Here is a 13,805-nt window from a genome sequence, read left to right on the forward strand (position 1 = left end):
AAATTAAAATATTTATATTATATACACATTTTACATTCTATTTAATAATTGGTCTGTAACACTTGTTACAAAGTTAAATTTTATTTTATAAATTATTTAATTTTTCTACTACATCATCTAAATTTAATCCGTGAATACTACAAGCTTGTTCTAATGACTCAACTCTTGCTGATGGACATCCCAAGCACCCCATCCCAAAACTCATTAATACTTCTGCTGCTTTAAAATTTATATCTAAAATTTCACCTATTGTCATATCTTTATTTATCATAATTCATCTACTCCTTATATTTTCAAATTATTTATTAATAGTACTTTTGTAATTGTTACCAATACTTTACCTTATACTTCTTCAATATACTCTCTTTCTAGTTCCTCTAAGATATCTATACTTTTTTCTTTAATATCATTATTTTTAAGTTCAAATTCTATACATTCCTCATTAACTAAATCTAAAATACTTGATTCTAACTCTCTTTCAGCATATTTATAAATTACTCTATCTTCTTTATCTATATGTCTCTCTAAAAGATGCGTATAAGAAATAGCATTTGCTATAAGATCTAGCTTTGATTCTTCATTTCCATTTTTAACATTTTCTAACGCTCTGCTAAAATCTTTAATATACAATCTTCCTAAATCATGTTCCACAAGCATTCCCGTTTTAACTACTTTTTCTGCTGTTCCACCTAAGTGTTTTACCATTTTATCAAAAAGTATATCTTCCTCTTTTCTATGATGATGTTTATCCGCATACTCAACTATAAACTCTAACATTTTATCGAAATCCTCATAATTAACTTCTTCATCTTTTAAAACTTTAAAACAACAAATTCTTACTATCTTAAGCATTCTACTTATATTTTCATGTTCATTATTCATTACTTCTATAGCATTCATATTTTCTGCCTCACTTTCTAACTTTATATTTATAACTTTAATCTTATTTATATTTAAACTTTATCCTTTATTACTAGCGACTACATTTCATATAATATACCATCTTTCATTAAAACACTGTAACATTTGTTACTATAAAAAAATAATGTGCATTTTATATATACTATTATTTTCACTCCCTCATACTTTTCACATAATTATAATTTTCTAAAAATAAAATAGGCTCTGTTAGATATTTTAATCTAACAAAGCCGTAAATTTTTTTATATTTCTTGCTTTAAGCAACTCTTTAAATCATCATCCGCTGTACTTATAGGTTTTAAATCAAAAGTATCAACTAAATATTGAAGTACATTAGGACTTAAAAATGCAGGAAGTGAAGGACCTAAGTATATTCCTTTTATGCCTAATGATAATAATGCTAGTAAATCTGCCACAGCTTTTTGTTCGTACCAAGATAAAATTATTGATAATGGTAATCCATTAACATCTGTTCCAAAAGCATCTGCAAGTGCTGTTGCGATTCTAACTGCTGAATAAGCATCATTACATTGTCCTACATCTAAAAGTCTTGGTAATCCTGCAACTTCTCCAAAGTCTAATTTATTAAATCTATATTTTCCACAAGCTAAGGTTAGTATTATACAATCCTCAGGAACCTTCTTTGCAAATTCTGTGTAGTAATTTCTACCTGGTCTTGCCCCATCACATCCACCAATCAAGAAGAAGTGTCTTATCTTTCCATCCTTAACTGCATTAACTATTGCCTCTGCATTGCTTAAAGTTGCATGATGACCAAATCCTACTAATATTTCATGTGGTTCTTGATCTTCTTCGTATCCACCAAGATCTAAAGCTTTATTTATGATTTCAGTAAAATCTTTTTTACCATCTTTATTTTTTCCTATATGTTTAACTCCATCCCAGCCTACTACACTTGTTGAAAAAATTCTGTCCTTATATGTGTCTCTTGGTCTCATAAGACAGTTAGTAGTCATAAGTATACATCCAGGTATATTATCAAACTCTTTTTGTTGATCTTGCCAGGCACCACCAAAATTCCCTACAAGATGAGAATATTTTTTTAGTCCTGGATAGCCATGGCTAGGTATCATTTCACCATGGGTATAAATATTTATTCCCTTACCTTCAGTCTGTTCTAACAACATTTCTAAATCTTTCAAATCATGTCCTGACACTATTATAAATGGTCCTTTTTTTACATGAACATTTACTTTATGGGGTGATGGATTGTCATAAACTGTAGTATTTGCTTCATCTAATTTCTTCATAACTGCTACACTCATATCCCCAGTTCTCATCGTCCATCTTATTAGTTCTTCTACACCTAAACTATCATTGCATGTAGCTTCTAATGCTCTTGCATAAAAATTATCTACTTGGTCATCATAATATCCAAGTTCTCTCGCTTGATGGCCATAAGCACTTATTCCTTTGAGCCCATACACTATCGTTTGTCTTAAGGAACGAATATCAGGATCTAAATCTTGATCATACATTATTCCTGCTTTTTTAGCATCTTCTAGCATTTCTGATTTTGTACTGCTTAAATTGTATGTAGCATGTTCTGTATCATTTTTAATCTTTCCTACTCTTTTTCTCAAAACTTCCTTTATCTTTTGTGATTGTTTAAGCATTTCTACATGAACATCTGCATCAAAATTCACATTTGTTAATGTAGTAAATAAAGTATTTTCAATAAAACTTACTATATCTTTATCTAAATTCTCTCCCTTTTCAATTATCTCTTTTGCATAGCAGCTTATTCCTTTTGCTTGATAAATAAGTAAATCCTGAAGTGCTGCTACTTCTGGAGTCTTGCCACATACACCTAGCTTTGTGCATCCCTTTCCCCCTGCAGTCTGTTCACATTGATAACAAAACATTGGATATTCCAACGCCATATTGTTTTCCATAACCTATACCTCCAATTAATATTCTCTATAAATATAATTCCCTAATTTCTTTTTAAATATGCCTACGTAACTAATTTACTTCAAACCTTTTTATAATATTAAATAAAAAATATAAATGTCGATAATAATTCTTCTTTCGTATAGAAACAGAATCATTATCGACATTCACTTTGTACTTTAGCGTGTATTATTTTTTTATTTAATTGTGTAATTACTTTCATCCAGAACTTTAATTTTTTTATTTTCTTGGAAATAATTTATTATTAATTCACTTATATCTACATTTATTTCTTTAACTACCTTTGCATTTTCATACGCAGGATATATTGAAGTATTAGTTGCACGATAGTTATTTAAAACTATAGTATATTCTTTATTTAAATCAATTTCCTTACCATCCTTCTTCATAGATACTACTCTATTGCCAAACTCCTTTGATAAATCTATTTCATAAGTTAATCCACCAAAAGTATCGTAATTATAATTTTGAACCTTAGGAACAAGGAATCCAGTACTTATTTTTACTTCATTATCTTCTACAACAAAATATGTAGCAGCTTTTTCTATAGCTTCTTTTAATTTATGTCCACTTATCTTTAACACCATTAATGTATTTGGATATGGATAATTAATTAAAACATCTCTAATTGAAACATTCTTTTTAAAGCCAATAGCTGAATCAAATAATGATAACGCTGAAAAATCTGCACCTGAAACATCTAGATGTACTTGATGTAAGAAGTTTATAAACGGATGTCCTTTTAATCTTGCTATAAAGATATCATCCATAAGTATATCTTTATCAAATTCTCCAATTTCATTGTTTAGATAATCTTCTAATTCAAGCTGAACATTATTAAATATCTTTTCTATTTCTTCATTAATTTCATCATTCAACTTAGATACGTCAATTAATTCATAAGATGCTTCTTTACTTTCAGTATCTAATACAATCTTAGTAAAGTTTTGTCCATTATGTAATGGTTGTGCACAAACCACTCCATTAATCTTCGTGATAAAAGATCTATGTTGATGTCCGCTTAATACCATATCTATTGAATCATACTTTTCTAAAAGTTCACTTGCTTGATTTTCTTTAGTTAACTTTTCTGTTGGAGTATTAGTCCCATCTAAACTCTTTTCAAAGCCTCCATGATAACAAACAACTATAAAATCTGCTTTTTCTTTTAGCTCTTTTTCATACTTTCCATAAACTTCAACAGGATCTAGGAAAGTTACTCCATTAATATTATTTTCATGTTCCCAATTTGGTATAAATGATGTTGTAAATCCAATACATCCAATCTTAAATCCACTATAATCAAATATCTTATAAGGCTTGGTTTCAAGAGATAACCCTTCAATATTAGCATTTATTATTTTATTTTCTACCTCTTTATAAGAGTTAATTAAATAATCCTTACCATAATTAAACTCATGATTACCAATAACATAGGCGTCATATCCTATAAACTCTAAACCTTGAATTAGAGGATTTTTTTCTATTTTTCTTTTAGATAAATAATGAGCTAAAGCTGATCCTTGAATTAAATCTCCACAGTCAACTTTTAAAGATGCATCATAATTCTTTTCGTCTTTTAATATATAACTCCCTATCTTAAGAATCCCAAGATCCATATCTTTAACATAATTAGTAGGATAAACATAACCATGTAAATCACTTGTTTGATATATTGCTAATTTCATTTGTGTCTCCCTTCAAATAAAGTACTAAGTACTTTAAATCGTTTGTCCTTTTTCAACTAAAATCATATCTCCATTTTCGTTATAAAGTTTTTCTGGACGATATGAATGAATAGGTGCTAATAACTTAGGTTTTATTAAGTTAATTATTTCTATTAAATCATATGGACGAGCATGTCCACTACACACCACTCTATTAAACTCAATATTTCTATCAGCAAAAGATTTTACAAAAGGTTCAAATGCCGGGTCAAATTCTCCTAACGGCTGTGCATCACAGTGAATATAAACTCCACCTTCTTTTAACTCATTAAAATGTTTAAGCGCAAGTGTTCCTAATTGCCAGAAATATTTTTCTGTATCATTTAATAACTCTTCAAATTCAATCTTTAATTCTGGATTTAATCCGTATTCTTTATTATCTAAATCATAGTAATAAGCTTCATATCCAGCTGCTTCTTTTACTACATATGCACTGTATGAATCTAAAACCACTGTTCTTGGATTTGTTTTTAATATATTTAAAATTCTTTCAACATTTGCAATATAATAATTAAATGTTATTTGTTTTCCTTTATTATCATTTACAATTTTATTAATTTTATCTATTAATTCTGATTCATTAGCTGGTTCTCCACCCCTTAAAGAATCACCGAAATCTTGGAATGATACGCTAACACCTTCTATTAATAATACATCACAGTTTTCACTTTCTTTACAGAAATTTAAAGTATCATTTTTTCTATAACCATGTAATCTTATATCTCCTGTATAAGCTATAGTTAAATCTGGAGTTTCTATAAATAATCCACAAGCTCCATAAGCATCATGGTCTACGGGCATAACTTTAACCTTTATTTTACCTACTTGAACTACTTCATTTTCTTTAACCCCATTTACATCTCTTGTATTTTTAATCCCGTTATTTTCATAAAGTGGGAAAAGAAAATCATTATTTATATTTAATGTATTTAATAATGACTTTGTGCCTTCTAAAGTATATAGAGGTACTTCTGGATTTAAGTAGTTAACTATCTTAGAGTGATCTAAATGGATATGTGATAAAAATACTGCGGTATTCTTAAAATTATTCTCTTTTGACTCATATCCCTTTAAAGGTATTTTAGGATCAAACATATTATCTAAAAATGGAACTAGTTTTTCATCTAATAAACCTTGTAAGTCTGTAGGATTTACCTTTGCAGCAGGATTGTATTCTGAGCCAAAGTCAAAGAATATATGACTATCTTCATAAGCAACTTCAATTATAGTTCCTCCAATTGTTAAAACCCCGCTATGGAATGTAATTTTTGTTTTTTTATCCTTTAAAACCATTCTCCTAACAACTCCTCTTATGTATATTTTAGTTTACTTCTCTCTTTGTTTAATACTATTTATATATCACATTTAATAAATAGCATAGAACATTTTATTATACATTATATTTTTACATTTGTATCGCTTATATAATTATTTTTTCCTAATTTCTTTTTTATAATTATACATATTTTATATTCATAACATTAAGCTCTAATTAATTCTTCTTTAAACTTATCCCTTATATAATTATCCCTCTTTTTCTTATTATATAAAAAATAATAAATAAAAAATCAAGGATACACATAATTTTAATATGCATTTCCTCGATTTATATATTTTACTTTATATAATTTTAACTATTTTTATTTCTATATTCATTAGCCGAACATCCTTCAAATTTTTTAAATACCCTTGAAAAATGAGCCATATCAATAAATCCAACCTCTTCGGCTATATTTCCTATTCTCATCGAAGGATTTCTAAGTAAATCCTTGGCAACATTAATTCTTATTTGATTAAGGATATCAGAAAAACTTTTTCCTGTATGCTTATTTAATAGCTTACTTAAATACCATTGACTAACATAAGTTTTTTCTGCTACTTCAGCTAATGTTACCTTTCTAGTGTAATTTTCTTGAATATACTTCAATGCATTTTTTACTATAAAACTATTTGCTGAATTTGATTCTGACTCCTCTGCTTCACTATGAATGTTCTTTTTCTTTAAATTCCCAACCATAGTACTAACTGCTTCTTCTATTTCTTTAAGGTTAGAAGGTTTCAATATTAACCTTGTTACACCTAACTGAATAGCTTTTTGTGCATATTCAAAATCACGAAATCCAGTTAATATAGATATCTCCATATCTGGAAATTCTCCTTTTAACCCAGCAATCATAGCTAGTCCATTCATTCTTGGCATAGAAATATCTGTAATAATTAAATTGGGCTTTATATTTCGTATAAGCTTTTGACCTTCAAACCCATCATATGCTGTTCCTGCAACAATACATTCCCATTCACCCCAAGGCATTGTTCTGCTTAAGCCTTCAACTATAATAGGTTCATCATCAATTATTACAATTTTATACATATAGCCCTCCTTTTTCCAAATAATCCCATCAAGAAAATTTTATCCTTTAACTGCTCCTGCTGTCAAGCCTTTAATTATGTTCTTCTGAAGTAGCAAATATACTATAAATACTGGTATTAAAATAATAGTTACAGATGCAGCCATAAGCCCATAATCAGTACCATACTTAGAACTTATCTCATTTAAAAGAGCGCATACTGGATAATTTGCTCTTTTACCTATCATTGTAGTTTGTACAAATAAATCATTATATGACCATAAAAAACTAAATATCGCTACTGTAGATATAGCTGGTTTACTAATTGGAACAATAATTCTTGTAAATACAGTAAAGACATTTGCGCCTTCCATGTATGCAGATTCTTCTATATCAATTGGAATTGATCTCATAAATCCCATCATAACAATTGTTGCAAAGCTTAAATTACTTGCTATTTGAGGTAATATAACTGACGTAGCAGAATTTAATAATCCCCATTTAATCATCATTTGATATACAGGAATAATAGTTGAGAAAACTGGAAACATAAGACTTGCTATTAATAATCCATCTAATATTACTTTCCCTCTAAATTTATATCTAGTCATAGCAAATGCCATCATAGATGATAGCACTATCACTCCAACAGTTACGCTTCCTGATATTAAAAAACTCATTCCATAAGCTCTCAATATATTTAAATTATTAAAAGCATTTCTATAGTTATCTAAGGTAAATTCCTTTGGTAAGCTAAATGAAGATGTTAATAATTCTGCTGATGGTTTAAATGAATTTATGATAACCCATATAAAAGGAAATATAGTAGTGACAGCCCAAAAAATTAATACTGCATATAATATAACTTTACTTGCACTAGCTTTCTTCTTGTTAACTCTTTTGGTTTGAGTTTTATTTTTTCTAATAGTTTTTTCTACAATTACACTATTATCTACCATTCACTAACACCTCCTATGCTTGATTTTCTGGTTTAACTATAATATTTATACCTCTAGAAACTGCAATACCTAAAATAACTATTAACACTGCTAAAGCTGAACCATAATCGTAGTTATTCATTCCAAAGGTACTTTGATACATGTATGTTCCTAAGAAGTGAGTTAATCCTTGTGGTGCTCCATTAGGAACTAATACCCAAGGTAAGTCGAATACCTTTAAAGCTCCTGTTACAGCTAAAACTACACAAGTGCAAAGTACACCTCTTAGCATCGGAAAGGTTATATAAAATACTTGCTTAAACTTGCTACAACCATCTATTGATGCAACTTCATAAATATCTTCTGGAATATCACTTAGTCCTGTTAATATAATTACAAAATAGAAACCTACGTAGCTCCATATCGTAGGTATAGCAACCATGATAAACGCTAATGCTGGACTTAACCAATTAACTGGGCTTTTTCCAACCATCTCTAATAACTGATTTAACATACCTCCATTATAGTTATAAAACAATTTAAATATTAAACCTATGGCAGTTGCAGAAATAACTACTGGAAAGAAATATACTGTCCTAAAAAACTGTTGCATGCGTTTTGTTTGACTTACCATAACTGCTAAAACAAAAGCAATTCCTACTTGAAAGATAACAGTTAAAGCCATCATCTTTAATGAGTTAAAAATCGCTATTCTTAAATCTGGATCTGTTAACATCTTCTTATAGTTTTCAATTCCGATAAACTTCCAAGTTTGTCCTTGAAGCAATACCGGTGTTGTCATGTCGTATAAACTATTCTTTATGTTATTAAGAAATGGAATATATAAAAATATTACTAAAAATATAAGACTAGGTACTAAAAATATTATAAGTGGCCATTTTTTCCTATATAGCATTCTTTTCCACCCTTTCTATTTTATTTTTTATATAAAAAATCTAAGTAAGATTTATCATTTTCTATTCTATTTATAATTAAATTCAGCTAAATTAGATATAAAAAAGCAGAGGGGGTTTTAAGTGCCCCTCTGCAGTAATACTATTAATTTGCTCTTTCAGCACTTAATTTTAATGCTTCGTTAAGAACGTCTTCTGCTGACACTGCACCTGTAGATATTTTTACTACATTCGCAATTATATATTTGTATGCTTCTGGGTCAATTCTTGAGTCTGTAGGTGCTGATATAGATTTTGCTGAACTACTATATTCAAGAGCATTAACTGCTAATGCACTCATACCATCAACTGGTTCCACTGCTACAGCTGCTTGACCAACTGATCCACCAGCTATCCAATACTTGGTAACTCCTTCTTTACCAGTATGAGCTTCTACAAATTTAACTGCTGCTTCTCTCTTAGCAGGATCTTCCCAAGCCTTCTTAGTAATATAGAATCCTGAAGATATTCCACCTACCATAGCACCCTCTTGAGCCTTTTGATTTTCAACTCCTGGGAATGATATAACTACTGTGTTCTCTTGGTCTGTAACTCCACCAGTTCTCCAGCTACCATCTAATATCATAGCAGCTTGTTTATTATTGAATAATTCGATAACATAAGCTTCGTCAACTGTATCTGTATCCTCTGGAAATGCACCCATGTCTCTTAAAGTTTTGAAAGTTTCAAGGCCTTTTGTCCATTCTGCCGGAGCTATTTCAGGTACTGATGTATAAGACTCTTCACCAGCTGAGTAAAGCATTAAGTACTCTACAAAGTAGTGTGGTACATTATTTAAAGAAACTGCAAATGGAATAATTCCATTTTCCTTAAATGTTTTAATAGCTGTTTCTAAAGAAGCCCAATCTGTAGGTAATTCTATATTGTATTGGTCAAATAAATCCTTATTACAGAAAAGTCCTTCCCAATATCCTGTTGTAGGAATTGCTCTTTGAATCCCATCAGTATTTGTTACTGCATCTAATGCTGCAGGAAGTGTATCCTTTGCATAATCTGGATATTCCTTCTTTATATCTTCTACAGCCATAAGCTTGTCTGTAGCTACGATGGCATTTGCAGTTGCATCAGTAAAGAATTGAATAACATCTGGTTCATTTCCAGAAGCAAAATCTGTTGCAACCTTAGCCTTCCACTCTTCATCAGAAGATTGAGAGTTATCTTCAATTGTTATGTTTTCGTTTGCAGCCATAAACTCTTTATTGATTTCTTGATAAACCTCAGCATTTGGATCTGTTCCTCCAAACATAGATACTGTGTTTAAAGTAACTTTTTCTACCTTAGTATCATTTCCTGTTTCTGTACCAGTTCCTGTTCCACTGTCACCAGTTGAACTACTTCCACACCCTGTAAATACTGTAGCAACCATAGTTGCAGCAATAATTGCTGCTAAAACCTTTTTAGTTTTAAGCATTTAATAAACTCCCCCTTAACCTTTTATTTTCTTTAATTTGTTTTTGTTTCTTTATATACTTTTATTATACAGAGTATTGCTAACCTTTTCATTGCACCTAATTGATATTATTTGCCTAATATTGTTATCTTTGAAATCATGTCATCCATCTCCTCATCAAGCTCTTCATGATATGGAATACATATTAATGATCTTGTCTTTCCCTCTTCTATTGGCTCTATTGTTAAACCATATTTTTTACCATATATAAGCTTAATTCTCTCATTTACATTACGAATTCCTAAAGACGCATGTTTACCTGGAACTGGCTTAATTGCATCTGGATCATTTGATAATATCTTATTTATCCTATCCTTATCTTCTTCACTCATAGGCTTTCCTGTATTAATAATCTCTATATAAATCTTTATATCATCATGATATATCTTTAAAGTAATAACTCCTGTACTTACTGTTTCTATTCCATGAACTACAGCATTTTCTAAAATAGGCTGAAGTATAAGCTGAGGAACCATAGATTGTAATAGTTCTTCATCAATTTCTTTTTCTACCACTAACCTCTTTCCAAATCTCATTGAAATAATATAAAAATAAGCATCAACACATCTTAATTCCTCTGATAATCTTATAAGACGCTTATCCTCTCTATCCATATGGTAATCTAGCACTGTTCCTAATGCCTCAATCATATTGGAAATAGTTTCATCTCCTGCCATTCTAGCTTGCCAATTCATAATCTCTAAAGTGTTATTTAAAAAGTGAGGATTTATTTGTGCTTGTAATGCTAAAATCTTAGCATCCTTCCTTGCTAACTTTTCATCATATGCATAATTAAAAAGATACTGTACCTGCCTAGACATCTTATTAAAAGAATGTTGCAAATACTTAAACTCTTTATTTGGCATATCTCCCCCTGAAACCGTAACCCCAAGCTTTCCACTTTCTATGTCTTTTGCAGCTTCCACCAATTTATCGATAGGAGCTGTAATCTGATTTCTTAAAAAAAATATTATTATTATAAGTACCGGTAAGGTTATTAATAATAATATAAAAATCATTCCATATAAATAGTTCATCTCTGCATCTACTACTATTTTATCCACAGTTAATAAAATACCTAAATGATAATCATCATGCTTAGCTTCTAAAAAGTAACCATAATAATCATTGTTATTTTTAATAATTATCTTATTTCTATCATTTACCGAATACTGAGTTAAAATCTCATCAGCTATATTCTTTTTACTTTCATCTTCTAGGAAATTTTCATTAGACACAAAAGCATTAGGATTATTTACACAAAATGCTAAGGACTGTCCTTCATCTAATGAAATATCCTCAAATATATTCTTAATATTTAGCTCTAAAACTAATGTTCCAAACTTTTCATAATTATTCGTAGTATAAACATTTCTAACTATAAAAACTCTTCCATTATCCACAATAATTTGTGTATATGACGAGTCCATGTCCCTAATTTCTTGTACTCTTCCATGAATTTCTTCCATATAACTTTTCATAGATATATTGCTGCTAGATAAATAAGTAAATGGTTCAACTTCTCCTTCAATATAAAAACTACAAACGTTAAACCTCTTATCCCAATAAAACTTATTCCTTAAATTGCTACTAATAGTTGTATAACAATCATTTCTTCCACTACTTCCTTCCAATACATACTTGTTCCATGCTTTTTCTAAGTAATATTCATATGAAGGTTTCCTAATACTCTCTATAGCTTCGTCTAAATGGTTAGATAAAAATACATCTGTACTCCTTAATTTTTCTATAAATATATTTACAAGTTTTTTTTCAATATTATCTTTATACGATGTCGTCATAGATACAAAGATAATAATTATAGGTACAACCCAACAAAAAATACAAAACAATACTATCTTTCTATTTAATGATTTTCGTCCCTTTACCTTTTTCTCTCCCAAATTTTATCCACCTCACCCTTTGTATAATTATACCATATTTTCCTATTACTGTTCGAATCTTCCTGTATCTCATAGCTTTTCTTTCTATAGACTATCAATTATAATTAAAAAGGCACCAGAAAACCTTAGTTTTCCGATGCCGGTATAATAAGTTGAGGAGACCTAAATAAAAAATTTATATTTCAAGAAATTTTGCAAACTTATCACATAAGTCTTCTGACTTCTTTTCTGAATCCATTTCACAGAATATCCTTAATAATGGCTCTGTTCCTGAGAACCTTGCAATTATCCATCCCCCATTTTTAAAGTATATCTTACATCCATCTAAATATGATACATGATCTATTTCTAACTCCATATCTGGGAGTTTCTTTTGAATTAGAAGAATATCATAAATCTCATCCTTCTTTTCTTGGCTAAATTTATAATCTCTTTCAGCCATATATAAACTTCCAAATTCATCTTGTATCTCTTTTACTATTTTAGATAACTTCTTACCTGTTACAGCTATCATTTCTACTAATAAAGCTGCTGCATAAATTCCATCCTTACCATTTATGTGTCCTCTTACAGTAAGTCCTCCTGATGATTCCCCACCAATAATAGCATTAGTTTCTTGCATCTTTGCTGAAATGTGCTTAAACCCTACCGGTACTTCATAGCACTTCTCTTCAAAGCCTAATGCAACCTTATCTAGCATATGAGTTGTAGCTATATTGCGAACTACAGGACCTGACCACCCCTTATATTTAACTAGATAATAATATAATAATACTAGTATTTCATTGGGATGAAGGAACTTACCTTCATCATCAATAACTCCAATTCTATCAGCATCTCCATCTGTAGCTATTCCTATGTCATATTTATAATCTATAACATAGTTTTGTAATGTACGTAATGTTGCAGCCGATGGTGATGGAAGCTTTCCTCCAAATAAAGTATCATGTCTTTCATGGATTACTTCAACATCACAGCGAGCAATAGAAAGAATTGTTTTTAATGATGTTTGACTCACTCCATACATAGGGTCTAACACAACTCTAAGCTTACTCTCTCTTATAGCTTCAATATTTACTTCTTTTATAATATTATCTATATAGTCATTAAGAGGATTAAACTCTACTACATATCCATTTGCTAAAGCCTTATCATATTCTAATATTTTTACTTTATTTCCTTCTTCGCAATCTTTTTCTACTTCACTTATATATTTTTCTATTTCTTTTGTTTGAGTTTCATTAGCATCTCTGCCCCCATAAGTAAAAACTTTTATTCCATTATAGATAGCTGGATTATGGCTAGCAGTTATCATCATTCCATAAGGAAGCTCTTCTTTCATTACATAATACATAATTAACGGGGTTGGTGATGATCTATTTATAAAATAACTCTTAATTCCTTCATATGCGAAAACTTCAATAGCCCACATAGCTGATTCCTTCGAAAGAAATCTCCTGTCATACCCTATACATATTCCCTTGGAAATTTCTCCTTCATCCTTCATCTTCATGGCCAATGCTTTAGATAGTTTTTGAATATTTTCTCTAGTAAAGTCATCTCCAATTATAGCTCTCCAACCGCCAGTGCCAAACTTTATCATAAAAC

At 29.8% G+C, this 13,805-nt stretch carries 11 protein-coding genes; all 11 read right to left on the reverse strand.

Annotated elements, in window-relative coordinates; translation table 11 throughout:
- Positions 1–85: 85 nt before the first annotated feature.
- The gene (locus tag H8S20_RS02885; protein WP_032119794.1) at positions 86–271 is read right to left on the reverse strand and encodes a DUF1858 domain-containing protein; all 186 of its coding nucleotides are present in this window, start codon (positions 269–271) and stop codon (positions 86–88) included.
- A gap of 71 nt (positions 272–342) precedes the next feature.
- The gene (locus tag H8S20_RS02890; protein WP_032119795.1) at positions 343–900 is read right to left on the reverse strand and encodes a hemerythrin domain-containing protein; all 558 of its coding nucleotides are present in this window, start codon (positions 898–900) and stop codon (positions 343–345) included.
- A 263-nt stretch (positions 901–1,163) separates the two neighbouring features.
- Complete coding sequence (gene hcp / locus H8S20_RS02895; protein ID WP_032119796.1) at positions 1,164–2,837, reverse strand: hydroxylamine reductase; 1,674 nt, start codon at positions 2,835–2,837, stop codon at positions 1,164–1,166.
- 195 nt (positions 2,838–3,032) lie between these two features.
- The gene (locus H8S20_RS02900; protein WP_186859236.1) at positions 3,033–4,544 is read right to left on the reverse strand and encodes a bifunctional metallophosphatase/5'-nucleotidase; all 1,512 of its coding nucleotides are present in this window, start codon (positions 4,542–4,544) and stop codon (positions 3,033–3,035) included.
- Between the two features lie 33 nt (positions 4,545–4,577).
- Positions 4,578–5,876 (reverse strand): MBL fold metallo-hydrolase, encoded by a 1,299-nt coding sequence (locus H8S20_RS02905; RefSeq protein ID WP_186859237.1) that lies wholly within the window; start codon positions 5,874–5,876, stop codon positions 4,578–4,580.
- Between the two features lie 337 nt (positions 5,877–6,213).
- On the reverse strand, positions 6,214–6,954 hold the full coding sequence (locus H8S20_RS02910) for a response regulator transcription factor (RefSeq protein ID WP_186859238.1): 741 nt from the start codon (positions 6,952–6,954) through the stop codon (positions 6,214–6,216).
- A gap of 39 nt (positions 6,955–6,993) precedes the next feature.
- Positions 6,994–7,890, reverse strand: coding sequence for a carbohydrate ABC transporter permease (locus H8S20_RS02915; protein ID WP_081921805.1), 897 nt, complete (start codon positions 7,888–7,890; stop codon positions 6,994–6,996).
- Positions 7,891–7,903: 13 nt separating this feature from the next.
- The gene (locus H8S20_RS02920) at positions 7,904–8,785 is read right to left on the reverse strand and encodes a carbohydrate ABC transporter permease (protein WP_032119800.1); all 882 of its coding nucleotides are present in this window, start codon (positions 8,783–8,785) and stop codon (positions 7,904–7,906) included.
- A gap of 143 nt (positions 8,786–8,928) precedes the next feature.
- On the reverse strand, positions 8,929–10,254 hold the full coding sequence (locus tag H8S20_RS02925) for an ABC transporter substrate-binding protein (protein ID WP_186859239.1): 1,326 nt from the start codon (positions 10,252–10,254) through the stop codon (positions 8,929–8,931).
- A gap of 107 nt (positions 10,255–10,361) precedes the next feature.
- Positions 10,362–12,197 carry a sensor histidine kinase gene (locus H8S20_RS02930; protein ID WP_186859240.1) on the reverse strand — a complete coding sequence of 612 codons (1,836 nt, stop codon included), beginning with the start codon at positions 12,195–12,197 and terminating at the stop codon, positions 10,362–10,364.
- A 175-nt stretch (positions 12,198–12,372) separates the two neighbouring features.
- Positions 12,373–13,800 (reverse strand): phosphoglucomutase/phosphomannomutase family protein, encoded by a 1,428-nt coding sequence (locus tag H8S20_RS02935; RefSeq protein ID WP_186859241.1) that lies wholly within the window; start codon positions 13,798–13,800, stop codon positions 12,373–12,375.
- Positions 13,801–13,805 lie beyond the last annotated feature (5 nt).

Origin of the sequence: Clostridium hominis, from assembly GCF_014287825.1 — a bacterium.
Lineage (GTDB): Bacteria > Bacillota > Clostridia > Clostridiales > Clostridiaceae > Clostridium > Clostridium hominis.